Source organism: Sandarakinorhabdus glacialis (genome assembly GCF_014643455.1).
In the GTDB taxonomy this organism is placed as follows: Bacteria; Pseudomonadota; Alphaproteobacteria; order Sphingomonadales; family Sphingomonadaceae; genus Sandarakinorhabdus; species Sandarakinorhabdus glacialis.
Genome location: NZ_BMJM01000004.1, coordinates 1 through 26515, shown reverse-complemented (window position 1 = coordinate 26515; position 26515 = coordinate 1). Strand labels below are relative to the sequence as shown.

The 26515-nt window shown below is 63.8% G+C and carries 25 protein-coding genes, 1 tRNA gene and 4 pseudogenes; 20 read left to right on the top strand and 10 right to left on the bottom strand.

Annotated features, from left to right (window positions below; genetic code table 11):
- Positions 1 to 29: 29 nt before the first annotated feature.
- A complete protein-coding gene (locus IEW98_RS06695; RefSeq protein WP_188762170.1) occupies positions 30 to 1763 on the bottom strand; it encodes a DUF885 domain-containing protein in 1734 nt (577 codons plus the stop codon).
- Positions 1764 to 1920: 157 nt separating this feature from the next.
- Here IEW98_RS06695 and IEW98_RS06690 point away from each other — a divergent pair, with 157 nt between their 5' ends.
- Positions 1921 to 3162, top strand: a complete 1242-nt coding sequence (locus IEW98_RS06690) for a putative DNA modification/repair radical SAM protein (protein WP_188762169.1) — start codon at positions 1921 to 1923, stop codon at positions 3160 to 3162.
- Positions 3163 to 3200: 38 nt separating this feature from the next.
- Entirely contained in the window at positions 3201 to 4565 is a 1365-nt protein-coding gene (locus IEW98_RS06685) for a UdgX family uracil-DNA binding protein (protein WP_188762168.1), read from the top strand.
- 114 nt (positions 4566 to 4679) lie between these two features.
- On the opposite strand, the gene IEW98_RS06680 is transcribed toward IEW98_RS06685, so the two are convergent.
- From IEW98_RS06680 to ald, 3 genes are all read right to left on the bottom strand, one after another.
- A complete protein-coding gene (locus IEW98_RS06680) occupies positions 4680 to 5555 on the bottom strand; it encodes a DUF4394 domain-containing protein (RefSeq protein ID WP_188762167.1) in 876 nt (291 codons plus the stop codon).
- A 96-nt stretch (positions 5556 to 5651) separates the two neighbouring features.
- Positions 5652 to 6344 carry a DJ-1/PfpI family protein gene (locus IEW98_RS06675; RefSeq protein WP_188762166.1) on the bottom strand — a complete coding sequence of 231 codons (693 nt, stop codon included), beginning with the start codon at positions 6342 to 6344 and terminating at the stop codon, positions 5652 to 5654.
- A complete protein-coding gene (gene ald / locus IEW98_RS06670) occupies positions 6341 to 7438 on the bottom strand; it encodes an alanine dehydrogenase (RefSeq protein ID WP_188762165.1) in 1098 nt (365 codons plus the stop codon). The genes IEW98_RS06675 and ald overlap by 4 nt, the downstream gene beginning before the upstream one ends.
- A gap of 147 nt (positions 7439 to 7585) precedes the next feature.
- On the opposite strand from ald, the gene IEW98_RS06665 reads away from it, so the two are divergent.
- Positions 7586 to 9493 carry a potassium transporter Kup gene (locus IEW98_RS06665; protein WP_188762164.1) on the top strand — a complete coding sequence of 636 codons (1908 nt, stop codon included), beginning with the start codon at positions 7586 to 7588 and terminating at the stop codon, positions 9491 to 9493.
- Positions 9494 to 9710: 217 nt separating this feature from the next.
- On the opposite strand, the gene IEW98_RS06660 is transcribed toward IEW98_RS06665, so the two are convergent.
- From IEW98_RS06660 to IEW98_RS06650, 3 genes are all read right to left on the bottom strand, one after another.
- Positions 9711 to 10883 carry an acetyl-CoA C-acyltransferase gene (locus tag IEW98_RS06660; protein ID WP_188762163.1) on the bottom strand — a complete coding sequence of 391 codons (1173 nt, stop codon included), beginning with the start codon at positions 10881 to 10883 and terminating at the stop codon, positions 9711 to 9713.
- Positions 10884 to 10968: 85 nt separating this feature from the next.
- Positions 10969 to 11733 (bottom strand): molybdopterin-binding protein, encoded by a 765-nt coding sequence (locus tag IEW98_RS06655; protein WP_188762162.1) that lies wholly within the window; start codon positions 11731 to 11733, stop codon positions 10969 to 10971.
- Complete coding sequence (locus IEW98_RS06650) at positions 11730 to 12602, bottom strand: cytochrome b/b6 domain-containing protein (protein ID WP_188762161.1); 873 nt, start codon at positions 12600 to 12602, stop codon at positions 11730 to 11732. The genes IEW98_RS06655 and IEW98_RS06650 overlap by 4 nt, the downstream gene beginning before the upstream one ends.
- A 135-nt stretch (positions 12603 to 12737) precedes the next feature.
- On the opposite strand from IEW98_RS06650, the gene IEW98_RS06645 reads away from it, so the two are divergent.
- A complete protein-coding gene (locus tag IEW98_RS06645) occupies positions 12738 to 13715 on the top strand; it encodes a magnesium transporter CorA family protein (protein WP_188762160.1) in 978 nt (325 codons plus the stop codon).
- On the opposite strand, the gene IEW98_RS06640 is transcribed toward IEW98_RS06645, so the two are convergent.
- Positions 13712 to 14107: a hypothetical protein gene (locus IEW98_RS06640; RefSeq protein ID WP_188762159.1), complete on the bottom strand. Its 396-nt coding sequence runs from the start codon at positions 14105 to 14107 to the stop codon at positions 13712 to 13714. The genes IEW98_RS06645 and IEW98_RS06640 overlap by 4 nt on opposite strands.
- A 26-nt stretch (positions 14108 to 14133) precedes the next feature.
- On the opposite strand from IEW98_RS06640, the gene IEW98_RS06635 reads away from it, so the two are divergent.
- The 3 genes from IEW98_RS06635 to dcd are packed head-to-tail and all read left to right on the top strand — an operon-like array spanning position 14134 to position 16252.
- Positions 14134 to 15213, top strand: a complete 1080-nt coding sequence (locus IEW98_RS06635; protein ID WP_188762158.1) for a serine hydrolase domain-containing protein — start codon at positions 14134 to 14136, stop codon at positions 15211 to 15213.
- Positions 15210 to 15695 carry a UPF0262 family protein gene (locus IEW98_RS06630; RefSeq protein WP_188762157.1) on the top strand — a complete coding sequence of 162 codons (486 nt, stop codon included), beginning with the start codon at positions 15210 to 15212 and terminating at the stop codon, positions 15693 to 15695. The genes IEW98_RS06635 and IEW98_RS06630 overlap by 4 nt, the downstream gene beginning before the upstream one ends.
- 2 nt (positions 15696 to 15697) lie before the next feature.
- On the top strand, positions 15698 to 16252 hold the full coding sequence (gene dcd / locus IEW98_RS06625) for a dCTP deaminase (protein ID WP_188762156.1): 555 nt from the start codon (positions 15698 to 15700) through the stop codon (positions 16250 to 16252).
- Positions 16253 to 16263: 11 nt separating this feature from the next.
- On the opposite strand, the gene hspQ is transcribed toward dcd, so the two are convergent.
- Entirely contained in the window at positions 16264 to 16632 is a 369-nt protein-coding gene (gene hspQ / locus IEW98_RS06620) for a heat shock protein HspQ (RefSeq protein ID WP_243450631.1), read from the bottom strand.
- Positions 16633 to 16825: 193 nt separating this feature from the next.
- Between hspQ and IEW98_RS06615 the strand changes: the two genes are divergently transcribed.
- From IEW98_RS06615 to tnpC, 13 genes and pseudogenes are all read left to right on the top strand, one after another.
- A tRNA-Ser gene (locus IEW98_RS06615) sits at positions 16826 to 16915 on the top strand.
- Positions 16916 to 17070: 155 nt separating this feature from the next.
- On the top strand, positions 17071 to 18318 hold the full coding sequence (locus IEW98_RS06610; protein ID WP_188762154.1) for a tyrosine-type recombinase/integrase: 1248 nt from the start codon (positions 17071 to 17073) through the stop codon (positions 18316 to 18318).
- A 6-nt stretch (positions 18319 to 18324) separates the two neighbouring features.
- Entirely contained in the window at positions 18325 to 18960 is a 636-nt protein-coding gene (locus IEW98_RS06605) for a hypothetical protein (RefSeq protein WP_188762153.1), read from the top strand.
- 73 nt (positions 18961 to 19033) lie between these two features.
- On the top strand, positions 19034 to 19216 hold the full coding sequence (locus tag IEW98_RS16925) for a helix-turn-helix transcriptional regulator (protein ID WP_188762152.1): 183 nt from the start codon (positions 19034 to 19036) through the stop codon (positions 19214 to 19216).
- Positions 19217 to 19631: 415 nt separating this feature from the next.
- On the top strand, positions 19632 to 20303 hold the full coding sequence (locus IEW98_RS06595; protein WP_188762151.1) for a hypothetical protein: 672 nt from the start codon (positions 19632 to 19634) through the stop codon (positions 20301 to 20303).
- On the top strand, positions 20203 to 20445 hold the full coding sequence (locus tag IEW98_RS16920) for an HGGxSTG domain-containing protein (protein WP_371870761.1): 243 nt from the start codon (positions 20203 to 20205) through the stop codon (positions 20443 to 20445). The genes IEW98_RS06595 and IEW98_RS16920 overlap by 101 nt, the downstream gene beginning before the upstream one ends.
- Positions 20446 to 20513: 68 nt before the next feature.
- Positions 20514 to 21295: pseudogene (locus IEW98_RS06590) on the top strand (IS5 family transposase).
- 85 nt (positions 21296 to 21380) lie between these two features.
- Positions 21381 to 22120, top strand: a pseudogene (locus tag IEW98_RS06585) (IS5 family transposase).
- 120 nt (positions 22121 to 22240) lie between these two features.
- Positions 22241 to 23167, top strand: coding sequence for a PEPxxWA-CTERM sorting domain-containing protein (locus IEW98_RS16380; RefSeq protein WP_243450600.1), 927 nt, complete (start codon positions 22241 to 22243; stop codon positions 23165 to 23167).
- A 537-nt stretch (positions 23168 to 23704) separates the two neighbouring features.
- Positions 23705 to 23908, top strand: a pseudogene (locus tag IEW98_RS06575) (transposase); the annotation flags it as partial.
- Between the two features lie 121 nt (positions 23909 to 24029).
- Entirely contained in the window at positions 24030 to 24389 is a 360-nt protein-coding gene (locus IEW98_RS06570) for a transposase (protein WP_188762150.1), read from the top strand.
- 44 nt (positions 24390 to 24433) lie between these two features.
- Positions 24434 to 24781, top strand: coding sequence for an IS66 family insertion sequence element accessory protein TnpB (tnpB, locus tag IEW98_RS06565; RefSeq protein ID WP_188762149.1), 348 nt, complete (start codon positions 24434 to 24436; stop codon positions 24779 to 24781).
- A gap of 72 nt (positions 24782 to 24853) precedes the next feature.
- Positions 24854 to 26347, top strand: a pseudogene (gene tnpC / locus IEW98_RS06560) (IS66 family transposase); the annotation flags it as partial.
- A 44-nt stretch (positions 26348 to 26391) separates the two neighbouring features.
- Here tnpC and IEW98_RS06555 read toward each other — a convergent pair.
- The coding region (locus IEW98_RS06555) for a transposase (RefSeq protein WP_188762148.1) at positions 26392 to 26515 on the bottom strand (124 nt) is incomplete at its 5' end.

Genomic DNA, 26515 nt, shown 5'->3' with positions numbered 1-26515 from the left:
TAAATAGGTAGGCTGGCGACAAGTTCCATTCAGGTTTTATGCGAGGCGATCCAGCCGTCGATGTGTTGCTCGAGCACGTCCAGCGGGACCGGGCCGTTTTCGAGAATGGCATCGTGGAAGCTGCGTTCGTCGAAGCGTTCGCCGAGGCTGGCCATGGCCTTTTTGCGCAGGCGCTGGATGGTCAGCTCGCCGATCTTGTAGGCGAGGGCCTGGCCGGGCCAGGTGATGTAGCGGTTGATCTCGGCTTCGATATTGTGGCGGCTGAGCGCGGTGTTGGCCAGCATGTATTCGATCGCCCGGTCGCGGCTCCAGCCTTTCACGTGCATGCCGGTATCGACGACGAGGCGGTTGGCGCGCCACATTTCATAGCTGTAGCGGCCCATCTGCTTTTCGGGCGTGTCGTAGAGGCCCATCGCTTCGCCGAGGCTTTCGGCATAGAGCGCCCAACCTTCGACAAAGGCGGTGAAGGTCGCCTGGTACTTGCGAAAATTCGGAAGGTCGAGCTCCTGTTGGAGCGAACCCTGGGTCTGGTGACCGGGGGCGGCCTCGTGGAGGGTCAAGGCGGGGATCTCGTAAAAGGGCCGCTGGTCGAGGTGGGTCGTGTTGACGCGGTAGACGCCGGCGCGGCCGTTGGCGGTGCTGCCCCATTCGGAAAAGGCGGTGGTGGTGCCCTCGGCCTGGTCGGCGGGGATCGGTTTCACCGAGAACGGCAGGCGCGGCAGCTTGCCGATGATTTTCGGCAGGTAATCATCGATCTGCTTGGTCACCCAGGCCGAGCGTTCGAGCAGCTCCTGCGGGGTCCTGGCGTAATATTTCGGGTCGCTGCGCAGATGCGCGACATAGGCCTTGCGGTCGGGATAGCCGGCGCCGGCGGCAACGGCGTCCATGGCGGCGCCGATACGCGCGACTTCGGACAGGCCGAGCCGGTGGATCTGATCGGGGGTCATCGCGGTGGTGGTCATCGCGCGGGCGGCATAGGCGTAATATTCGCGGCCGCCGGGGGTGGCGCCGATGCCGGTGGTGGTGCGGCATTTAGGGAAATATTCGGTCGTGTAGAAGGCGAGGAAGTCGCGGTAGGCGGGGACCACGGCGGTGGCGATCAGCGACTGGGCGCGGGCCTGGAGGGCGGTCCATTCGGCGGACGTGTAGAAACCGGGCTGGCGGCCGGCGAAGGGGGTCCAGAATACCGAGGCCTCGGGGCGGGCGGTGATGTGGGCGGAGATCGATTTTTCAAAGCCGATGAGGGGCGCGCAGGGCAGGGCATAACCGGCGGCGAGGCCGGTGCGGGTGACGGCGATCTGGGCGGCGTTGAAGGCAGGATAGGCGGCGAGGCGGCCGAGGTAGGATTCATAATCGGCGCGGTTTTCGAAGCGGGCGCGGTCGGGCAGGCCGGCGAAACCGGTGTGCCAGCCGGAATAGGTGGTGAAGTTCATGGCGCGCTGGCCGAAAGCGTTGCCCGCGACATCGTCGGCGAGCATCTGGCGCAGGACACCGCGATTGACGCGATCGGCGGGGGTCAGCGCGGCGGGGTCGATGGCGTCCAAACGGGTGATGAAGGTTTTCGCGGTGACGGCGTTGCGGTCGGCCTGCGCCAGGCTGGGGTCGCGCAGCTTGCCGTCGCCGCTGCGGTCGCCGACTTCGGTGGCGAGGCCGGGATCGATCGACAGGCTCCACGCCCAATGATCGGCGATGATCGACTTGAGGTTGTCGGCCGCAGCCGGGGCGGCGAGGCAGAGGGCCAAGGCGACAGCGAGTAATTTCATGTGGCGGTGGTCCCCTTGCGGTATCGTCAAAGTCGTAGCGGGGGGAGGCGACCGGTGGCAAGCAGCGCGGCGGTGCGGCCGCTGGGGCAGCCATGGATGATCAACCCGGCTAAAACGCCGCATTGTCAGTTCGGCTTTCGGAACATATACCGAACGAATGGCGCATCTGGACACTCGCGAAAAGCTCGCCATTCTTGCCGATGCGGCGAAATACGATGCGTCGTGCGCGTCGTCGGGGACGTCGAAACGGTCGTCGGTGGGCGGCAAGGGCATCGGATCGACCGAGGGCATGGGCATCTGCCACAGCTATGCGCCCGATGGTCGGTGCATTTCGCTGCTGAAGATATTGCTGACCAACAGCTGTATCTTCGATTGCCATTATTGCATCAACCGGCGGTCGTCGAACGTGCGGCGGGCGCGGTTTACCGTCGATGAAGTGGTGCGGCTGACGCTGGCCTTCTACAAGCGCAATTATATCGAGGGGCTGTTCCTGTCGTCGGGGATCATCGGGACGTCCGATTATACGATGGAGGCGCTGGTGCGCGTGGCGCGGACGCTGCGGCTCGAGCATGATTTTCGGGGGTATATTCATTTGAAGTCGATCCCCGATGCGGCGCCTGAGCTGCTCGAGGAGGCCGGGCTTTATGCCGACCGGCTGTCGATCAATATCGAGCTGCCGACCGAGGCCGGGCTGACGCGGCTGGCGCCCGAGAAGGACGGCGGGCGGATACGCGGGGCGATGTCGGGGTTGAAGCTGGCGATCGACGACAACAAGGATGCGCGCAAGCATTACCGGTCGGCGCCGAAGTTCGCGCCGGCGGGGCAATCGACGCAGATGATTGTCGGCGCCGACAATGCCGATGACAGCGCCATCGTGGCGACGGCGAGCGGGCTGTACGACCGGTTCGGGATGCGGCGGGTCTATTATTCGGCGTTTTCGCCGATTCCGGACGCCAGCGCAGTGTTGCCCTTGGTGTCGCCGCCGCTGTTGCGCGAGCATCGGCTTTACCAGGCCGACTGGCTGATGCGATTCTATGGCTTTCGCGTTTCGGAGGTGCAGGAGGCGACCGACGACGGGCATCTGCCGCTGGATATTGATCCCAAGACGGCATGGGCGTTGAAGCATCGCGGGCAATTCCCGGTCGATATCAACCGGGCGCCGCGCGAGATGCTGTTGCGGGTGCCGGGGCTGGGGGTGAAATCGGTCAATGCGGTGCTGCGGGTGCGGCGGCAGCGGCGAATGGACCTTGCCGACCTGGGGCGGCTGACGCGGGGCATCGAGAAACTGCGGCCGTTCGTGATCGCGTCGGACTGGCGCCCGACGGCGCTGGCCGATCGCGGCGATATGCGGGCAACCTTGGTGAAGCCGGCGATTGCGCAGCTCGAGTTGTTCGGGTGACGGGAGCGCCGGGCGTCTCGCCGGCGTTGTGACTGGCGATGACGACGATCACTCTTGCCGCACCGGATGATTTCGACGGGTTCCGGGTGGCGGTCCGCAAGCTGATCACCGCCTGGGTCCCGCCCGAGGCGGTGACGTGGAGGATCGAGGGGGAGCCGGGCGATCTGATCGGTGGCGGGCCGCCGGCCGGGACCGGCGCCGAGATCCGGGTGCCCAAGGCGTTTCCCGACCTGGCGCGGCGGGTGATCTGCAACAGCGATCGTGAGCGGTTCGCCTTGCTGCACAGTGCCTTGCTGGCCTTGCAGCAGCGGCCGAAACTGCTCGAGGATAGCGCCGATCCGCTGGTGCGGCGGCTTGACATGATGGCCAAGGCGGTCGGTCGCGACGTCCACAAGATGCGGGCGTTTGTGCGGTTTCGTGAAGCGCCCGACGAGGCCGGGGAGCGGTTCGCGGCGTGGTTCGAGCCCGAGCATCACATCGTTCGGTACAACAGCGGGTTCTTTACCCGGCGGTTCACGACGATGATCTTTTCGATCCTGACGCCCGAACTCTGCATGCACTGGGACGGCGACGAGGTGACCTATTCACCTGGCGCGGTGAAGGCCGACGCGCCGGGCGACGATCCGCTCGAGGCGACTTGGAAGACATATTATGCCAGCATATTCAATCCGGCCCGGCTGAAGATCGACGCGATGACCAGCGAGATGCCGAAGAAATACTGGAAGAACCTGCCCGAGGCGACGTTGATCCCCGACCTGATCGCCGGGGCGGCGAAGAGGACACGCATGATGATTGCAGCGGGGACGATCGAGGGGGCGACGGGCTCGATGGGGCAATTGCGGGACGAAGCGGCGCGGTGCAAGCGCTGCGGGCTGTTCGGGCCGGCGACGCAGACGGTGTTCGGCGAGGGGCCGGAGGATGCGGCATTGATGTTCGTCGGCGAGCAACCCGGCGACCAGGAGGATCTCGCGGGGCGGCCATTCATCGGCCCGGCGGGGCAGGTGTTTGATGCGGCGCTGGCCGAGGCGGGCATCGACCGGCGCACCGCCTATGTCACCAACGCGGTCAAGCATTTCAAGTTCGAGCCGCGCGGCAAGCGGCGCATCCACAGCAAGCCCGATGCCGGCGAGATCACGGCGTGCCGGTGGTGGCTCGACGCCGAGCGCGCGTCGGTGAAGCCCAAGGTGATCGTGGCGCTGGGGGCGACGGCGGCGCGGGGGATTACCGGCAAGGCGGTGACGATTTCGAAGGAGCGCGGGCGGGCGATCTTGCAGCCCGACGGATCGGAGCTGTGGATTACCGTGCATCCGAGTTATCTGCTGAGGATCGAGGATCCAGCGGTCGCGGCGGAGGAGCGGCGCAAGTTCGTCGATGATCTGCGGGCGGCTGCGGCGCGGGTCTGAGCCGGGAGCGCGGCACCGGCTGATCGTTGGCCGGATCCCGTGTGAAGCCGAGGATGACGAGATGTGATGGCGTGATCCGGCCGGCGGGACAGGCTTGCCGGCCGGATCTGCCCGTCAGGTGCGCGCGAGGGCCGCTGTGCGGCGGCGCATGCTTGCTCCGACAAGCCCGAAGCCGGCGATGAGCATGGCCCAGCTGGCGGGCTCGGGGACGCCGGCGGCGGTGATGCCGGCCAATCCTTCGGCGCCGACGTTGCCGATGAGGGTGCCAGTGCCGGTGCCGAGGTTGAGGCTGTAAAGGCTGTTGCGGACCGAGAAAAAGGCGTTGTTGGTGCGGCCCGAGATATCGAACCCGACGCGGTCAAGGCTGCCCAAGGCAACGCCCAGTGCGCCGACGTTGATATAGGTGCCGGCGTTGGCATTGGTCGCTACCAGCAGGCTGTCGGTGATAGCGTCAAGGCCGTAGAGCCTGGTCGTCAAGGCGCCGGCACGGTTGTTGGCATACGCCGACCCTATGATATCGACGGTGCTGCTGCCGTTCAGCGTGATCGGCGTATCGACGAGGGTGACAGCGTTGGTGGGATTGATACGCAGGTTCTGGTTGGTGTCGCTGATCAACCGGAGCCGGTCTGGAACGGGGTTAAAATCGATCCCGAAGTTGCTGCCGGTGGGCGGCGGGGCAATGATGCCAATGCTTGTGGCGACATATGTGCCGCCGGCGCCGCGGGCGAGCGTGTAGAGGTTGCCGCTGGTGCTGACGCTATACAGGGTTTTGGTGGCCGGGCGCAGGTCAAGTCCGACAAGGCGCTCGCCGGAAGCCAGGCCGGTGATGGCGCGCGACGAATTGACGGTCCCGGGCGTCGCCGAATCGAAGGTGACGATGTTGCCGCCGGCGAGGCCGAAGATGGTTTCGGCAGATGCGGTCGCGGCCGGTGCGGCGATGGCGATTGCAAGGCCGGTGAGCTTGAGTGCGGAATTCGATCTGAATGTCATTTGGCAGCCTTCCTTGTTCGCGAGATGGTTCGCGACAGAGCTACGCCGGCTGGACGTGCGAAGTTTCATGTCCAGGTAACTATTTAGGATAGCGGTTCAGAAGGCCTTTTCGGCGGCGATTGCGGCGATGTCGGCGGCGCGCGAGCCCAGCCTGTCGGCCATCATGGCTTCGACGCGGGCGAGGATTTCGGGGCGGGCGGTGGCGGGGGTGCCGCCGCCGATCGGTTCCGGATCATATTCGATCGAGAGCTGGACGGCCTCGGCGACGTCGCGGCCGTGGAGTTGCTCGATGATGCGGAAGCCGAAATCGATGCCCGAGGTGACGCCGCCGGCCGTGATGCGGTTGCGGTCGACGACGACGCGTTCGCGGACGAATTCGCCGCCGAACAGCGGCAACTGGCTGCCGGCGGCCCAGTGGCAGCCAGCGCGATAGCCGTTGAGCAATCCGGCGGCGGCGAGGATCAGCGAGCCGGTGCAGACGCTGGTGACGAGGCTGGCGGTTTCGGCGCGGGCGCGCAGCCAGGCGAGGACCTCGGGATCGCGCATGATCGGCGCCACGCCGACGCCGCCGGGGACGCAGATCATGTCGAGCGGCGGGCAATCGGCGAGGGTGGTGGTGGGGACGAGGGCGAGGCCGCAATCGCTCATCACCGGATCCAGGCTTTTCCAGGCGAAGTGCAGCCGGGCGCCGGGCATGCGGCTGAGGACTTGCGCCGGGCCGGTCATGTCGAGCTGGGTCAGGTCGGGCCAGAGCAGGAAGCCGATATGATAGGGGGCGGGCTTGCTCATGCGACGAAGGCGAGGTCGAGGGCGTCGGCGACGGCCTTGTGACGAATCTGGCCGGCGGCGACATTCAATCCTTCGGCGAGGTGCGGATCGGCGGCCATGGCGGCGGCGGCGCCCTTGTCGGCAAGGCGGAGGACGAAGGGCAAAGTCGCGTTGTTGAGCGCGAAGGTCGAGGTGCGGGCGACGGCGCCGGGCATGTTGGCGACGCAATAGTGGATGATGCCGTCGACGACATAGACCGGGTCGGCGTGGGTGGTGGCGTGGCTGGTTTCGAAGCAGCCGCCCTGGTCGATGGCGATGTCGACGAGGACGCTGCCGCGCTTCATCAGCTTTAGCATGTCGCGGGTGACGAGCTTGGGAGCGGCGGCGCCGGGGATGAGGACGGCACCGATGACGACATGGGCGCGGGCGATGGCGGCGGCGATGGCGGCACGCGACGAGAAGGCGGTCTTGACCCGGCCTTCGAACATCTCGTCGATCTCGGCGAGGCGGCTGGTCGAGATGTCGTAGATGGTGACGTCGGCGCGCATGCCGACCGCCATTTGTGCGGCGTTGACGCCCGAGACGCCGCCGCCGAGGATGGCGACGCGGCCGGGCGCGACGCCGGGGACGCCGCCAAGCAGGATGCCGCGGCCGCCCTGCTCCTTTTCGAGATAATGGGCGCCGACCTGGACCGACATGCGGCCGGCGACTTCGGACATCGGGCGCAGCAAGGGCAGCCCGCCGGCGCGATCGGTGACGGTTTCATAGGCGATGCAGGTTGCGTGCGAGGCCATCAGCGCCTCGGCTTGGGGCTTGTCGGCGGCGAGGTGGAGGTAGGTGAACAGCGTCTGGCCCGGGCGGAGCCAGGCGCATTCGTGGAGCTGCGGTTCCTTCACCTTGACGATCATGTCGGCGGCCGCGAACACCGCCTCGGGGCCGGGGGCGATCCGGGCGCCGGCCTCGACGTAATCTTCATCGGTGAAATCGATGCCGCCGCCAGCGCCGGTTTCGACGGTGACGCCATGACCGCGTGCCGTCAGTTCGGCAACGGCGGGGGGCGTCAAACCGACGCGGTATTCGTGGACCTTGATTTCCCTGGGGACGCCGACGTGCATGGTTTTCTCCGCAAAATCGATTACTCTGCCATAGCGATTGACAGCTGCCGAGGACAGGGCAATCCAAGGTCGCAGGGGTGTTGCATTGCAGCACTGTCATGTCTGTGTTAACGCGCCGCCCGCTGCTCTTCCGGGAACCGAACAAAGATGTCGAGCCCTGCTGCGACGACGACCAACGACCCCGCGCAAGCTGGCCATGCTCCGCAAGGGACGGCCCGGCTGGCCGTGGGCGCAATCGGCGTGGTGTTCGGCGACATCGGTACCAGTCCGCTTTACGCGCTGAAGGAGACCTTTACCGGTCATCACAAGCTGGCGGTTGATGCGCTGCACATTTACGGCATCATGAGCCTGGTGTTCTGGACGATGACGCTGATCGTCACGGTGAAATATGTGCTGGTGATCCTGCGCGCCGACAACCGCGGCGAGGGTGGCAGCCTGTCGCTGCTGGCGATGATCTCGCGGCTGTCGCCGACTTCGACACGGTCGCGCTACCTCACACTGCTCGGGGTGCTGGCGACGGCGCTGTTCTTCGGTGACTGCATCATCACGCCGGCGATCTCGGTGCTTTCGGCGGTCGAGGGCCTGACCGTCGTGCGATCCGGGATGCAGGCCTATGTGCTGCCGATCGCCATCGGCATCCTGATCGGGCTGTTCCTGATCCAGTCGCGCGGTTCGGCCAAGGTCGGGGCGTTGTTCGCGCCGATCATGCTGGTGTATTTCGTGGTCATCTCGGTGATGGGGATCAACCAGATCATCGCCAATCCGGCGATCTTCCAGGCGATCAACCCGATCTGGGCGTGGCGATTCTTTGCCGACAATCCCAGCCTGGGCTTTCTGGCGCTGGGTTCGGTGGTGCTGTCGGTTACCGGCGCCGAGGCGTTGTATGCCGACATGGGGCATTTCGGGCGGCGGCCGATCAAATGGTCGTGGCTGTATTTTGTCATGCCGGCGCTGTTGCTCAATTATTTCGGCCAGTCGGCGCTGCTGCTGAGCACGCCGTCGGCGGTGGCCAACCCGTTCTTCCTGATGGCGCCGGATTGGGCGCGGTTGCCGCTGGTGCTGCTGGCGACGATGGCGACGATCATCGCTAGCCAGGCGGTCATCTCGGGAGCGTTTTCGGTGACGCGGCAGGCGGTCCAGTTGGGGTTCCTGCCGCGGATCAAGATCAAGCATACGTCGGCAGCGGCGGCGGGGCAGATCTATATCCCGCTGGTCAATTGGAGCCTGCTCGGCATGGTCATCCTGCTGGTGGTCAGCTTCCGCAGTTCATCCGACTTGGCGTCGGCATACGGCATCGCCGTAACCGGCACGATGTTCATCACGACGTGCATGATGGCGGTGCTGGTGCTGACGGTCTGGAAGTGGAACCGCTGGATCGCCTATGGTTTCGTCGGGGTGTTCCTGATCATCGACACGGCGTATTTTGCCTCGAACCTGACCAAGATCCCCGATGGCGGCTGGTTTCCGCTGGCCGTCGGCGCGATTGCATTTACGTTCCTGACGACCTGGGCCAAGGGCCGCGGATTGATGCAGGAGCGGCTGCGGGAAAGCGCCATGCCGATGGAAGTGTTCATCAAGTCGGCAGCGACGGCGGCGACGCGGGTGCCGGGAACGGCGGTGTTCATGACGACGACGCCGACGGGGGTGCCGCACGCGCTGCTGCACAATTTGAAGCACAACAAGGTGCTCCACGATCGAATTCTGATCCTGACGGTGGTGATCGACGAGGTGCCGTATGTGTCCGAGGAGGACCGTATCGGCGTTGCCGACCTGGGGTCGAATTTCTTCCGGATCATCATCCGCTATGGCTTCATGCAGGAGATCAACATTCCGGCGGTCCTCAAGACGGTCGAGAACTGCGGGCCGAAGCTGAAGATGATGGAGACGAGCTTTTTCCTTTCGCGGCAGACGCTGTTGGCGAGCGATCGGCCCGGGATGGCGCTGTGGCGCGAGCATCTGTTCAGCTGGATGATGCGCAACGCGGAAAGCGCGATGGATTTCTTCAAGCTGCCGACGAATCGGGTGGTTGAGTTGGGGTCGCAGGTGGAGATTTAGGCGCAGCGCCGCGAGCGCGTATCGCGCAGCGTAGTGCGCCGACGGGCGCAAGACCGGCCGGCGGGGCGGCGGGGTCTTCACCCGGCGAACCCGTCCGACGTCAGCGCGGGCTTTGCCCGTGCTCTTTCGCTTGCTGCTCCTGCGGCACGGAAGACACCCCCACCCGGGCCGCGAAGGCGCGTCTCTCGCCTCCCCCCTCGAGGGGGAGGACACGAGGTCAGATCTCGAACAGGGCTGCGGCGCCCATGCCGCCGCCGATGCACATTGTCACGACGACGCGCTTGGCGCCGCGGCGGCGGCCTTCGATGAGGGCGTGGCCGGTGAGGCGGGAGCCCGACATGCCGAAGGGATGGCCGATCGAGATGGCGCCGCCGTCGACGTTGATTTTGGCGGGGTCGATGCCGAGCTTGTCGCGGCAGTAAAGGACCTGGACGGCGAAGGCTTCGTTAAGCTCCCACAGGTCGATGTCGGCGACTGTCAGGCCGTGGCGGGCGAGGAGCTTGGGGACGGCGTAAACGGGCCCGATGCCCATTTCGCCAGGCTCGCAGCCGGCGACGGCGAAGCCGCGGAAGGTGCCGAGCGGGGTCAGGCCGCGGCGGGCGGCTTCGGTGTCCGACATGACGACGCAGACGCTGGCGCCGTCGGAGAGCTGGCTGGCGTTGCCGGCGGTGATGGTGCCGCCTTCGCGGACGGGCTTGAGCGACGACAGGCCCTCGATGGCGGTGTCGGGGCGGTTGCCTTCGTCCTGCGTCAGGGTGACCTCGTCGGCGGTGACGGTGCCGTCCTTGGCGGTCGTTTTGCGGACCGCGGTGATGGGCACGATCTCGGCATCGAAGCGGGCGTTGGCTTGTCCGGCGGCGGTGCGGCGCTGGCTTTCGAGGCTGTATTCGTCCTGGGCGTCGCGGCCGATGTTGTAGGTTGCGGCGACATGGTCGGCGGTCTCGATCATCGTCCAGTAGAGCGACGGCATGGTGGCGGCGATGCCGTCGGACCTGTAGCGGGTCAGGTTCTTGTTGGGCAACACCAGCGAGACCGAATCGAGCCCGCCGGCGACGTAGATGCCGTCCTCACCGGAGCGCAGGCGCTGGGCGGCAAAGGCGATGGTCTGCAGGCCCGAGGCGCATTTGCGATCGACGGTCACGCCCGAGACGGTGATGGGAAGCCCGGCGGTGAGCGCCGCGACACGGGCGACGTTGTTGCCGACAGCGCCTTCGGGATGCGCCGAGCCGAGCATGACGTCCTCGATTTCGGCGCCGGCAATGTTGGCGCGCGCGAGGGCAGCGCGGATGACATGGGCGGCCAGGGTGGGGCCGTCGGTGTCGTTGAGGACGCCCTTGTAGGCGCGGCCGATGGGGGTGCGGGCGGTGGCGACGATTACGGCTTCGGGCATTCCAGGAGCTCCTGACGGAAAGGTATCACCATAGCGTCATGCCCGGGAAAATCTCTGGCAGTTGAGGCAGGTTTTGCCGGAATTCCTAGATTCCGGCGTACCATTCGTAACCGCGGTCTTCCCAATAGCCGCCCTTGCCGCGGCCATGGCCGGCCAGCGAAGCGACGACATCGAGGCCGGTGACGTATTTGGCGTGCTTGTAGCCGAGCTGACGTTCGACGCGGGCGCGTATGGGCGCGCCGTGGCCGACATCGAGCGGCGCGCCGTTCATGGTGTGGGCGAGGATGGTCTGCGGGTGGAAGGCGTCGATGAGGTCGACGCTTTCGTAATAGTCGGACGCTGATGGCCCGCTGCCATAGGTGTCGGCGCAGCGGAAGACGACGTATCGGGCATTGGTTTTCAGGCCGGCGGCCCTCAGGATCAGGCCGAGCTGCGGCCCGGTCCATTGGCCGATGGCGCTCCAGCCTTCGACGCAGTCGTGGCGGGTGACCTGGGTGCGCGAAGGTAGCCGGCGCAGGTCGGCGAGGCTCAGGCTGAGCGGATTATTGACCAGCCCGGTGACGGCGAGTCTCCAGTCGGCGAAATTAACTGCCTTGTGTGCCTGGTAGGCGGCGCCGCTGGGCTCGCGGGTGCCGTTGACCTTAAAATCGGCGGAGATGTCGGCGGTGGAGAATTCGGGCGCGAGGGCGTCGCGGCCGATCAGGCGCTGCCAGCGCTCGGAGGCACCCTCGGCGGACTGGACGATGGCTTTCAGCTTGGCGTTGCTGGCCAACGAGTCGCAGCCCGACAGCAGCAGGCCACCTGCGGCGGCGCCGCCGAAACCGAAAAGACCGCGCCGCGACAGGGTCATGGCCGCGGCTCCGGATCGATGCGGAACTTGCCGGTTATCATCGAGCGGATCTCGTTGAACGGGCCGGCGAGGACGACCATCAGCAGGTGGACGATGATGAACAGGGTGATGAGGTTCATCGCGATCCAGTGCAGCGAGCGTGCCGACTGGCGGCCGCCGAAAATGTCGAGGAGCCAGGGCCAGGCGGCGTTGATGCCGGGCGACATGCCGAGACCGGTGAGGATGACGAGCGGCATGAGGCCGAGAATGAAGCCGGCATAGGCGAGTTTCTGGAGGATGTGGTAGCGCCCCGCGTCCTCGCCGCGGGGGAACTTCAGCCGCGCGTGCTGGGCGACATCATGGGCGATGTTGGACCAGCGCAACTCCCGCAGCCGGGGCATTATGTTGGTGCGCAGATGGCCGTTGGCGAGGGCATAGGCGAGATAGACGAGGCCGTTGGCGATCAGCAGCCAGGCGAAGAAGAAGTGGAAGTTGCGGGCGGTGCCGAGGTCGCGATAGCTGGGGAAGGTCGCCCAGGACGGGTAGCCGATGGCTTGTTGCTGGCCGTTAGCGGCGGCGGAGCGACCGAGGAGGCCGGTGGTCTCGATCTCGAGCGCGCCGATGCGGAGATAGCCGTAGGGAGCGCCGACGGCGGTCGCCGAGCCGATCTGTAGCCAGCGCGTGCCGGCGTCGATGTCGGAGCCTTGCTTGCCCCAGTAGAGCGACGGGTGGGCGTTGAAGATGCTGAGCCCGGTCAGGATCAGGAAGACGATGGCGAGGGCGTTGATCCAGTGGGTGATGCGGACGACGAGAGCGTGGCGATGGAACAGGTAGGGCGTAGCGCCTGCTGCTGGTCCCGATGCCGGCGCGATCATGTCTGAAACCGCCATCGCGCCTGTCGCCCTGAAATCCGGATACGGTCTTAATACGTGGGCTGGCGGTAAAAGGTTACAAGTTTGCGGCGGCTTTCCGTTTGGCCGCAGCACGCGGTATGGCTGTGGCGACCAACAGGGAGCCACGACCCGATGCTGCGTGTCTTTACACCGAGCGGACGCACGATACTGACCGAAGATTCGCAGATGCCGAGCGCGCTGCCCGCCGATACGGTGTGGATCGACATGTGCGATCCGACCCGCGAGGAGGAGCTGTTCGTCGAGAGCATCACCGGCATCGAAGTGCCGACGCGCGAGGAAATGGCCGAGATCGAGAGTTCGAGCCGGTTGTACACCGAGAATGGTGCCACCTACATGACCGCGACGGTCGCGACGGGCATTTTCCAGCAGGATGCCGAGACTAATGCGGTCAGTTTTATCCTGACGCCGGTCCACCTGATCACCGTGCGTTATGCCAAGATCCTGTCGTTCGATCGCTTTGCCGGGCAGCTCGAACGCAGTCCGGTGCTGTGCGAGAGTGCGTCGATGGCGTTGATCCACCTGCTTGATGTGATCGTCGACCGGCTGGCCGATGGTATCGAGCATATCGGCAAGGAGGTCGACGCCGTTTCGCGGCAGGCCTTCCGGCGGGCCCGGCCGAGCGGCGAGCAGCGGATGTCGACGCTGGCGCTGCAATCGATCCTGGGACGGCTGGGCACGGCGCAGGACGGCCTGTCGAAGGCGCGGGATTCCGCCGTCAGCCTGTCGCGGGCGCTGGGCTACCTGGCGTTCTCGGCGCCGAAGTCGGACAATCTGGGGCCGCACATCAAGACGCTGGTGCGCGATCTGGCATCGCTGACCGACCAGATCAGTTTTCTCGGCAACAATCTGACGTTCCTGCTCGATGCGGCGCTGGGGCTGATTTCGATCGAGCAGAATGCGGTGCTCAAGATCTTTTCGGTCAGCGCCATCGTGTTCATGCCGCCGACGCTGATTGCCGGCATCTACGGGATGAATTTCGACTTCATGCCCGAACTGAAATGGGCGCTCGGCTATCCGTTCGCGATCGGGTTGATCATACTCTCGAGCATCCTGCCCTATGTGTTTTTCCGTTGGCGCGGATGGCTTTAGGGCAGGTCGAGGGCGCAGCCATATTCGGGGTCGTACGCTGCGGTCCGCCGGGACAACAACGGTACGCTGGCGGTGATCCGCCGTTTCGCGGTGTCGTCCTCGACACGGACGATCTCGGTGCCGGGTTCGAAATCGGTCTTGCACGAGGCCATGTCGCGGTTGCCGACATAGCGGCACGAACAGACGACATGGGCGATATAGCCGGCGGCAAGATCGGCGCGCTGACCGGTGCTGCTGAACTTGAGCCCGAACCAGCCGCCGGCCAGCAGGCAGAGCAGCAGCGGCAACCAGAACCACCAGCGGCGCCACAGTTGCGGGCGGGGCTTGCCGGGGGCGGGGGCGGATGCGCGCGCATCTCGGTCGTTACCGTCGACACCCGTGCTTGCGTTCATGCGGCTGCGCCTTCTAACGTCGCGGTGTGATCGAACGAGACGCCATGCCGACGTTGCAATCAAGCCTGTTTGTGCTGGCGCTGACGCTTGGGCTGGCGACCCCGGGGGCTGCGCAACCGGCTACGACGGCTGCGGCAGATGCTTTTTTTACGGCACCAGGGCTGGCGGAGACGCGGGCGCTGATCGTCATGAAGGACGGCAAGCGCGTGTATGAGCGCTATGCACCCGGCTTTGGCCCCGGCAACCGGCTGATCTCCTGGTCGATGGCGAAATCGATCACCGCGACGCTAGTCGGCGAACTGGTCGCCGACGGCAAGCTGGCGCTTGATGCGCCGGCGCCGGTGCCCGAGTGGCGCACCGATCCCGGCGATCCGCGCGGGGCGATTACGCTGCGCCAGTTGCTCAACATGTCGTCGGGATTGAAGCACGTCGAGGCTGACCCGCCCGAGGCTGCCGACACCAATCGCGGGCTGTTTTCGGATAAGAGCGGCGATATTGCCGAGTTTGCGGTGTCGGCGCGGCTGGAATCGAAGCCGGGTACTGCATTCGAATATTCGACCCTGACGACGCATATCCTCGCCGATATCGTTGGTCGCACTGTCGCGCCGGGTGCAAAGCCCATGGCGCGGCGCGCGGCGATGCGGCGCTTCATCATGCAGCGCCTGGCGGGCCCCGCCGGCATGCCGTCGCTGCTGTGTGAATTCGATCCACGCGGCACGTTGCTCGGCGGCTCGTTGTGCCATGCGACGGCGCGCGACTGGGCCAATTTCGGCGAACTGTACCGGGGCAATGGTGTGGTGGCCGGGCGGCAGGTGGTGTCGCCCGACTGGGTCCGCTTCGTGCGCACGCCAGCGCCGACCAATCCGGGCTATGGCGGGCATTTCTGGCTCAATCGCGCCAGGGCTGCCGGTGGGGAAACAGCCTTGTTCGCCGAACAGGGCCCGGCGGATGCCTATGCCGCCATCGGGCACCTCGGGCAGTATGTCATCATCGTGCCGTCGAAAGGCCTGGTCGTCGTGCGGCTCGGCAAGACGCAGGACGGCGATCTGCAGCCGGTGCGGACGGCGCTCGGCCGGCTGGTCAACAGTTTTCCGGCGACTCCATGACGTCGGACTATCGCATTGCCGACATAAAACTCGATGAACGCACGATATTATGGCGCAACGCCGATATCGAGCAGGAGCGCCGCGTCGCCATATTCGACCTGCTCGAGGGCAATTCGTTCCAGCCGCTGACCGCTGCCGAGCATGGCTATCATGGCCCCTACAAGGTCATGCTGGGTGTGGAGGAGGGCCGGCTGACCGTCGGCATCAACGCGCAGGACGATCACGCGCTGGAAAGCTTCATCCTGCCGCTGGCGCCGTTTCGGCGGACGGTGCGCGATTATTTCGCCATCTGCGACAGTTATTATCAGGCCATCCGTCAAGCTTCGCCGCAACAGATCGAGACCATCGACATGGCGCGCCGGGCGATCCACAACGATGCCGCCGAGGTCTTGCAGGACCGGCTGGCGACGAAGGTGACGGTCGACTTCGACACGGCGCGGCGGCTGTTTACGCTGATCTGCGTGCTTCACATCAGAGGGTAAGAATGTCCGTATTGTCCGACCGATGGATTCGCGAGCAGGCGCTGGCGACCGGCATGATCGAGCCGTTCGTCGATCGGCAGACCCGCGAGGGCGTCATTTCCTATGGGCTGTCGTCGTACGGCTATGATGCGCGCGTGTCCGACGAATTCAAGATCTTCACCAATGTGGATTCGGTGACGGTCGACCCCAAGGATTTTCATCCCGGCAGCTTCGTCGATCGCAAGACCGATTGCTGCATCATCCCGCCGAACAGCTTTGCGCTGGCGCGGACGGTCGAATATTTCCGCATCCCGCGCGATGTGCTGGTCATCTGCTTGGGCAAGTCGACCTATGCGCGGTGCGGTATCATCGTCAATGTGACGCCGCTCGAGCCCGGCTGGGAGGGGCATGTGACCTTGGAGTTCAGCAACACGACGCCGCTGCCCGCCAAGGTCTATGCCAATGAAGGCGCCTGCCAGTTCCTGTTCCTCAAGGGCAACGAGCCCTGCGAAGTCAGCTATGCCGACCGCGCCGGCAAGTATATGGGCCAGCGCGGTGTGACACTGCCGAAGATCTAGGGGCCAAAGATCTAGTTGCGGATCTCGGGACGCAAGCGATAGCGGCCGTCCTCGAAACCGGTGAACATCTGCTGGACGGCGGGGTGGAGAACCGGGTCGCCATCCGCATCGCCGACGAGATTTTGCTGGCTGACATAGGCGACATAGGCCGACTCATCGTTTTCGGCGAGCAGGTGGTAGAAGGGCTGGTCCTTGCGCGGGCGCACGCCTTCGGGGATGGCGTTCCACCATTCGTCGGTGTTGTTGAATACCGGATCGACATCGAAGATGACTCCGCGGAACGGAAACAGCCGGTGGCGCACCACGTCACCAATGGTGAAAGTGGCAGGAGTCGCGGCCTCGGTTCCCGCCAGTTCAGCGTTCGGAGTCCAGCCTTTCATCCGCTCGATCATGTGCAAACCCTTTGTTGACGCAACACATGCAGTCACCTGCCTTCAACATATAGGTACGGTTGCGGTTTCGTGAAGCCCGCAATTGCGCAGGGCCCTTCACGAGAAGGGTTGGCAAGGCCCCGGTTGCTCGGCTATAGGCCCCAGCTTCGACCAAGCGCGTTCGCGCGCGACAGCCTTCTGAGGAGAGGTGCCAGAGTGGTCGATCGGGACGGTCTCGAAAACCGTTGTGCCAGCGATGGTACCGTGGGTTCGAATCCCACCCTCTCCTCCACATGGCTATCCAGACCAGTCCAAGGCAGTCTTAAAATCTTTGTATTTGCGGTATAAAGAGCGCTATATCTGTCCAACGGCGTCCAGCCACCTCCCGTGAAGTCCACCCAATGTGGGGGCACTTTTGGGGCATCGCAGCGCCAGGATGGGGGCACCATGCTGACAGATCTGCAAGTGCGCAAAGCAAAGCCTGCGGACAAGCCGTACAAGCTCGGTGATTCTGGCGGCCTTTTGCTGTTCGTGACGCCTACCGGGTTCAAGTCATGGCGCTACAAATACCGCTTCGGAGGCAAAGAGCGGCGCATCGTATTCGGCCCCTACCCCGAGGTTAGCTTGACCGAGGCACGAGATGCCCGAGATGCGGCTCGCAAGACACTTCGCGAAGGACGCGACCCGGGTGCGCTTAAGAAAGACAAAGCTGCCGACGCTGCCAATGAGGCCCTCAACAGCTTCGAGCGTGTTGCCGTTGAATGGCACGCTCTGCACGAAAGCAAATGGTCGACGCAGCATGCAGACGATGTGATTCATAGCCTTCGACGTGATGTCTTTCCTTCGCTTGGCGATAAGCCAATAGCTCAGATCTCGGTACCGACGGTGCTACTAGTGGTCCGTTCGATCGCAGAACGCGGCGCGAACGAAACGGCACACAGGGTGAGGCAGCGGATGTCTGCCGTGTTCGTCCATGGAATTGCCACTGGGGTTTGCGAAACTGATCCGGCCGCGGTCGTTCGCGGAGCGCTGGCCCCCATCGTAAAGGGCCGATTTCCGGCCATCGTATATCTGGCTGCTGCACGGACTTTGCTTCAAACTGTCGAAGCAATCCCTGCCCACCCGGTTACGCGTGTCGCGCACAGATTGCTTGCTCTAACGGGCGTCAGATGTGAAGCGATCTATGGCGCCAAGTGGGGCGAGTTTGAGAACTTGGACAGCGCCGAGCCAATATGGCGTGTGCCCAAGGACCGCATGAAGGGCACCAAAATTTCCAAGCAGGAACATGTGGTTCCCCTCGCTCCACAGGCCGTCGCGCTTATCAGAGCAATCAAGCCGCTTACCGGCCGCGGGCCGATGGTGTTTCCAAATGCGCGCTTTCTCCATCAACCGATGAGCGGCGGAGCTATTGGCAGCCTAATAACCCGAGCTGGCTACAAGGGTCGGCATGTTCCTCACGGATGGCGCTCAACGTTTTCCACAATCATGAATGAGCAAGCCGAGCGCGAAGACCGCAACGCAGATCGGGCGATTATCAATCTCATGCTGGCGCATGTTCCCGAGAACGACGTCGAACGGGCTTACAATCGCGCAAAATACATGCCCCGGCGACGCGAGATTGCATCGACCTGGGCTGACATCGTGCTCGAAGGGGCGATAGCTCCTGATTATCTCGTTATGGGCAAAAGGCGCTAGCGGAGGATGACCGATTTCACTTGCGATGACGGTGAACCGGGCTCCACGAACCAGGCCAAACTGATCGCAAACCTCTCAGATGCGGCCGCGACCTTCAGTGCAGCGAGAACGCAGCATGACCGCCTGTGGTCCCTGCATGAGTATTTAGATACCGTGCTTGATCTGTTGCGGCTGCTACCGGTCACGTTGCCAATGCAGGCGCCCCACAACGCCCTTAGCCAAGCGATCGCCGCACAGGCGGGCGGATCGCCGCATCCACTGCTTGCAACGGCAGCTGTGCAAACGCGACCTAAGACGTCACCGGCACGGCTGGTGGAACAAGTGTCGGCAGTGCTTGCCTCTAAAATCCTTCATCGTGGTGGGCTGAAACCTGGCAAAGCGGACAACGCGGCTGCAAAGCTCGTGAGCGACCTCGGCGTCGAAGGTTTACCTAATAAGCGGGTCACCCAGACAACCGTGACTCGATGGCGATCACAGGCCGGCAAACATGGCGACAATCCAGAGGTGGGCCAGATATGCGCATATCACCTCAACGAGTTGCCTGAAAAATTGACTCCAGACCTTGCTGCAAAAGCCGCAAAAGAATTTGCCGTCAGCTTCCTCGCTACCCGCTATCAGGTCCAAGATTCTGCGGAAGGGTAGGGCTTCCCGTCAAGAAATGCCCGTTAGCTGATCGATCGCCACGGACTGTCGTGGCTCGATCAGGACCGTGCTGATGCCCCCCGGCGATTGCCTCTTGCGTATCACTGATGTTCTCGCGCTGATCCCTGTCGGGAAATCGACTTGGTGGGCAGGAGTTCAGGCAGGCCGCTTCCCTGCCGCAATCAAGCTCGGCCCCGGGATTACCGTCTGGCGTAGCGCCGACATCCGCCGCCTCATCGAAAATGGTACCGACTGACCTGTGAAGACCTTTGAACGAAGGAGGCCGCGCATCGACGCATACTGACGATCATCCCGCGCCTTGCGAGCGCGAGATTGAGCAATCGCATCCAACGCTGTGGTCGGGATTTCTTCAACGGTAGCGCAGCGTTGCAGCACGGGTACTATGGGCTGAGGCCAATCACCCGAGGGGCACCTTAAAGCCATATGCCCTCAGGTCTCCGGTCGCCGACATTGCGATCGTTAAGAAGATGGCGTCTCTGTGGACCGTGTCGGGTCGCATAGAGGTCCTAGTGCGGCGGTCGGCTCCGAAAGGGCAGAAAGTACGCGGACAGGACAGTGGGATCGCCCGGCTATTTTTAGCGGGGCTTGATCCCTTCTGTCCTGAACAACGATCTCACCAAAAGGGCTGAACTAAGAAGGAAGGTGAAGCGATGGCTGGCGCTAAGAAACTCAATGTAGCCGTTGCAAAGTCCAATAAGACGGTCGGTCAAAACTCGGCGCCCACAGACCCGCTAAGGGCCATTGGGGGCACCGACCATATCGCATTCAATGCCATGCTGATGCGGCAGGCCCTCGCAAGTTTCCCAGCGGGCTTCGCAGATGTTGCCAAACCCGACGGGTTCGACGCTGTCGCAACCGGGCTAATTGCTATCGCACCACGCGACGCCCACGAGGGGATGATCGCTGTCCAGATGCTCGGACTGCACAATGCCACGATGGAATGCCTCAAGCGCGCCGTATACGAGGGCCAGACGTTCGAAGGCCGCGAAATGAACCTGACCCAGGCCGCCAAGCTGTCACGGTCCTATGCGCTTCTCATGGACTGCCTAGGCCGGCACCGCGGCGGCGGCACACAGAAGATCATCGTCGAGCGCGTAACCGTGAATGCCGGCGGGCAGGCGATCGTTGGGAATGTTGCGCACGTCCGGGAGGGGGTGCCCAGAAAAACAGAGGAACAACCCCATGCAAAGCAGATCGCCCATGCACCTCTCACCTCGCTGCCTGGCCTCAACCCGTCACTCGACGCCGTGCCAGTCGCCAGCTATGAAAAACGGCCGCTGCCGAATGCACGGCGGCCGATCGCCCGGCGCACCAAAGGGTAATCGGAACGCTTGGCGCCACGGCATCTACTCAGCGGAGTGGGTCGCAGAGCGTGCGCTTTTCGCTTCGATGGCCCGAGCGAGCCGCGAACTGATCTGCTCGCCGGCAAGCGATGAGAATGACATCGCAGTAAACTTTTCCTAGGTTCTGTTGACAAAAGGTATTCCCAAACTTGTTGATGTCTGATTCAAGGCTGTCTTTTGGAGGCAGCGGTGTTCCGAGGCGATCTAACGGACGAGGAATGGGCGATCATCGGGGGCTTGCTGCCGCCGGAGCGGGGGCGTTGGTCCCGCCCCGCCGGGGACAACCGTCTGTTCCTGAACGGCATGTTGAACGTGCTGCGGACTGGTTGCCCCTGGCGGGACATGCATGAGCGCTACGGCAAGTGGAACTCGGTCTATGTCCGCTTCCGGCGCTGGGCAGAGCAAGGCGTTTGGGACGCCCTCTTGCAGACGTTGGTCGATATCGGCCTGACCGACGACTGGCAGCACATGATCGACAGTACCATCGTTCGCGGCCATGCGCAGGCAGCGGGCGCTAAAGGGGGACCTGTAAGGAAGCTTTTGGTCGATCACGCGGCGGCTTCACGAGCAAGGTCCACGCCCGCTGTGACAATCAGGGACGCCCTCTTGGCTTTGTCCTCACCGGCGGAGAAACGTCCGATTACAAAGCCGTAGATGACCTGATGGCAATGCCCGTGCCGCCCCCAAAGGCGCTGTTGGCCGACAAGGGCTATGACGGTGACAGCTTCCGCGAGAGCCTGCTGCTCCACGGCATCCTGCCTGTCATCCCGCCAAAATCGAACCGCAAAAACCCGCCGTCCTGCGACTTCAAGCGCTACAAGGACCGCAACCGCGTCGAGCGCATGTTCGGCTTTCTCAAGCACCAGCGCCGCATCGCCACCGGCTACGACAAGACAGCTTTGTCCTTCGCCAGCTTCCTCAACATCGCAGCTGCAAGACTATGGTTGAAATCTTATGTCAACAGAACCTAGGACGTGTTTGACAAAGGGGATTCCCAGCAGCGTCTGATTTTGATTCAAGGTGGCTTTTGCGGGGGCCATTTTGAAACGCGGTTTGATGAGCGACGAGGAGTGGTCCTGCCTTGAGCCGTTCGTGATTGAGGGCGGCCCCCGGAGTGGTCGTCGTCCAAGGAACCACCGCCCTGTTCTGGATGGGACTTTTTTGGATTGCGCGGACGGGTGTTGCCTGGCGCGATCTGCACGAGCATTTCGGCAAATGGTCGTCGGTTCACCGGCAGTTCCGGCGCTGGACGCTGTCCGGGCTATGGGAACTGGTGCTGGAAGCCTTCAACGACTGCGGGGGCGGCAACCCCAGCCTGCAAATGATCGCCAGCACAATAATCCGGGCACACCATTGTTCAGCCGGCGCTAAAGGGGGACTTCGCGCCAGGGCCTTGGCCGCTCAAAAGGTGGCTTTACGACCAAGATCCATCTCCGCATCAATGCAATTGGCTTGCCCGTAGCGTTCGCCCTGACCGGCGGCGAAGTTTCGGACTTCAAAGGCTATTTGCCCGTCATGAATGCCGACGTACCTGCGCCCAAAGTGCTGCTCGGCGACAAGGGGTACGACGCTGATTTCATTCGTCAGGACATTGAAGATCGTGGCGGCGTGGCGATGATCCCGACCAAGCGGAACCGCCTGATCCAACTGCCCGTCGATGCCGCAATCTACGCCCTGCGCCACATGGTCGAACACTGCTTCAACAAGCTGAAAAACGCCGCCGCCTCGCAACCCGATACGACAAGACCGCCGACAGCTACCTCGGCTTCATCCACCTCGTCTCAATCCGGCTGTAATGCGTGAATTTGTCAACGCCTCCTAACTCCGAATGTGACTTCGATACGGCTAAGTAACTTATTCTGGACAGGGGAGGCGTGCGTTGGTATCGTGACCCGTATGCTGTGAGGGGAAGATTTATGACTTACGCGCTTTCATCTGTCGTCACGCTGGCTGTCGCCGGCACACTCTTCGCGGCACCTGCCGCAGCGACCGTCGGCTCGGCGTCGCTCGCGACCATGCGCAATTGCAACCTTGTCAGTGCCGCCCAGCTTTGCGACGGTACCGGCCCAGGGCAGCAAATCGCCGCGCGCGTTTACGGCGGCGGCGTCGGTGTCGGCGGCCAGACCAAGCTCGTCCAGCCCGGCAACAACCGTGCCTGGTCGGAAGTTCGCTTCGACGGCTCGCTCGACCTGCCCGAAATCAGGGCGTACACGCTGGCCAGCGGCAATGTCCGCATGAACATCAACAGCTTCGCCTTCCAGAGCTATACCTGGAACGGGTCGGCGCCCGGCCTATTCTCGCTCACCGGATCGCTGCATATCGTCAACAGCTCGACCAGCCCCGCCGAAGGCTCGCTGCCGAACGGCGCGCGCTACACGCAATATGTCGGCATCTGGGACCCGAGCGTGATCGCCGGCCTCAGCACGCCGCAGCAACTGTTCGACGTGCTGTTCTATCGCAGATGCAGCAGCGGCGTCCTTGGCGTCGGCAACGTCGGCGGCACACTGGCTGGCGGCGAGGCGACCTTCACCACCACCACCAGCGCGTGCAGCCCGGGCTCGCTTTTCCTCAATCCGGGACAGCAAGTGCTCGTTGTCGCCGGCCTTCAGCTGCCGGTCAATCGCGGCGGTTTCGCCGACAGCAGCGCGACCTTCATCACCCGCCTAGGTGACGACCTCTCGGTCGACGAAAAGGCTGCGCTGACCACGTCGCTCGCTTCGGCAGTCTCGCAGGGGGCGTTCGTCGCCGGCGTTCCCGAACCGGCCAGTTGGGCGATGCTGATCGCTGGCTTCGGCCTTGTCGGCGCTGCCGCGCGCCGTCGCCGCTCGGTGGTCAACGCCTGATCAGGCTTTCGGCGCACCGGGGCTGATCGTGCTCCGGTGCGCCAAGCACCGCGCGGGCACTGGCAAAGCGAGACATCAAAGATCAGGTGCAGACCTCAGCGCGATGGGGTCGGCTGCATGGGACCGATGATCTCGGGGAGCGCTGGGATTCTCAGAGTGCTTCGTTATCTTTCCGATCGTCCCGAAGGTGGCGATGATAGCTCATCATCGAATAGACCGCACCGAGCACGCCAGTGACCACCGATGCCGCTCCACCCGCTCCCACAAGTCCGCTGTTTCACTTGCATGCCATGAGCATGTTTGGTGAATTACCGCCCGGCTGCTTTAAAGTGCCAATAGGTGCTTTCCGCCATTCGTTCAGTTCCATCGTCACAGGGGGCGCGTGGAGGCCTGACGTATCAACAGACCTCGGAGAGCCGTATGCGAAGCAGATCGTCTTGCATCTCGCATCGGACAGTTGACGTCCCCCCGTTTTCTTCCTCCGGTTTGAATGCGAGTTTTCCGGCTGTGTGACCAACCGCGAGGAAGGAGCAGACCGTGAAGAAGAGCAGGTACACCGAAGAGCAGATTGCGTACGCGCTGAAGCAGGCTGAGACGGGGACACCAGTCGCGGAGGTGATCCGCCGGATGGGCGTGTCCGAGCAGACATTCTACCGCTGGAAGAAGGTCTACGGCGGGCTTGGCGTCGGCGAGTTGCGGCGCGTGAAGCAGCTCGAGGAGGAGAACCGCAAGCTCAGTAAGCGCGGTCTGAAGGCCGCCTTGCGCGTGACGCCCGAGTTGCGTTGTTTGCACCCCTTTGATCTGGGTTTTGCTGGTGTCGGATTTGGGTGACGAGGGAGCGACTGGTCATACGAGCAGTCGTATGACCAGTCGGATCGAGGTGGTGGCACGCGTTTCCGGCCGCCGATATTGGACGGTCGGTCAAAAGCTCGGGATGTTGCGCGATGCTTTCGGCTCGGGCGGATCGGTACGCACGGCGATCGAACGGCACGAGATTTCGAGCGGGTTGCTCTACACATGGCGCAAGCAGGCAATGTCGGGCGAGTTGACCGGGATTATGCCGGTGGCAGCAATGCCGGATTTCGCCGAGGTCCGGATCGCGGCACCCGAACAGCAGGTTGCGCTTTTGCCGCCGCCGCCATCGCTGTCGCCGTCGCCCGATGTCTCGGGCCGGATCAGCATCGAGTTTCCATCGGGCATTCGGATCAGCGTTGATGCTTAGGTCGATGCGGCAGCGTTGGCGCGCGTGCTGGCGATCCTGCCGCGATGATCCCACTACCGGCGACCACGAAGATCTGGCTGGCGTGCGGCGCGACCGATATGCGCAAGGGCTTCGATGGCCTGGCGGTGTTGGTCCAGCAAAGCCTGAAGCAGAGCCCGCATTCCGGCGCGCTGTTCGCTTTTCGCGGACGGCGCGGCGATCTGATCAAGCTGCTCTGGTATGACGGCCAGGGGCTGTGCCTGTTTTCCAAGCGCATGGACCGTGGCCGCTTCGTCTGGCCAGTGACCGCGCCCGAGGCCGTCCACTTGACCCCGGCCCAACTGTCGATGCTGCTCGAAGGTATCGACTGGCGGCGCCCGGAGCGGACTTGGCAGCCTTCGCTAGCTAGCTGATAAATCACATATTTTCATGGATTTTCAGGGATTATCCTGGCGATTCCGGTGGTGATCTGCTAACAGATTCCAGTGTCAGACGTAGGCATCTCAACCCCCGATCGGGACCAGCGGATCGCCGCACTGGAAGCGCTTTTGGCCGAGCGCGATGCCGCCCTCGCCGGCGCCCGCGCCGATATTGCGGCGCGCGATCTGCTTATCGATATGCTGCGCGTCCAGATCGCCCGGCTCAAGCGCATGTCGTTCGGCAAGTCATCCGAGAAGCTGACCCGCGAGATCGCCCAGCTTGAGCTGGCGCTCGAAGAACTCGAGACCGCAGCCGCCGCAGTCGCTGGGGATCGTCAGCGCGGCAAGATCGCCGCCGATCGCACGCCGCCGGTCCGGGCATTGCCGGCGCATCTGCCGCGCTTCGAGATTGTCCATGAACCCGTGTCCGGCACCTGTGCATGTCCGGCATGCGGTGGTGTTTTGCGGCCCCTCAGCGCCGATGCCGACGAGATGCTCGACGTCGTGCCAGTCAGTTGGCGGGTCGTTCGCCATATCCGCCCCAAGTATAGTTGCCGCGTCTGCGAGACCATTGTCCAGGCACTGGCGCCGGTGAAGGCCATCGCTCGCGGCAAGGCAACATTCGCCACGCTGGCGCATATCGTCGTCGCCAAGTTCGATCATCACCTGCCGCTGTATCGCCAGGCCGAGATGATGGCCGCGCAAGGTATCGGTATCGACAGATCCACCCTTGCAGGTTGGACCGGACAGACCGCGGCCAAGCTCCACACCGACGACACCCCGGTGCCGATGCTCGATCCCGGACGCCGACGCACCGCCACCGGCAGGCTTTGGGTCTATGCCGTCGACGACCGTGCGTCGGGTGCCGCTACACCGCCGCTGGTCTGGTACGAGTTCACCACCGATCGCACCGGTGCCCATCCCCAGAAGCATCTGGCCAGCTACACCGGGTCCCTGCAGGCCGATGCCCATGCTGGCTACAACCAGCTCTACGCCAGCGGTCGGGTTACTGAAGTCGCCTGCTGGGCGCACTTCCGGCGCAAGATCTTTGATATCCACCAGGCCAAGCCGACCGCCCTGACGACCGATCTGCTCGATCGCATCGCGGCGCTTTACATTGTCGAAGCCGAGGTGCGTGGGCAGCCGCCCGATGTGCGGCGTGCTGCCCGCCAGGACCAATCCGTCGCCATTGTCGATGCGTTTCGTGCCGCGCTCGACGACGCCTTGCGGCGGCTGTCGCCGAAGTCCGAGATGGCCAAGGCGATCAGCTATGGCGTCAAGCTATGGCCGGCGCTGCTGCGGTTCCTCGACGACGGCCGTCTCGAGATTGACAACAACATTGCCGAACGCGCGATCCGCAGCATTGCCGTTGGACGTCGCAACTGGCTGTTCGCCGGATCAAAGGTCGGCGGCGAACGCGCCGCCGCCATCTACTCCGTCATCGAGACCTGCAAAGCCAACGGCGTCGACCCGCAATCCTACATCGCCGACGTCACCGCCAAGATCGCCGGCAACTGGCCGGCATCGCGCTGGGACGAACTCATGCCGTGGAACTGGACAGCCGGCGCCGACCAGCAGGTCGCCCAAGCCGCCGACGGCGGCCTTCAGGCCACGCTTACGATAGCGAGGTGGATGTTGCCGAGGAAGTTGGCGGCGAGTTTATCGTAGCGGGTGGCGAGGCGACGGCAGTCTTTGAGGCGGCAGAACATGCGCTCGATGGCGTTGCGG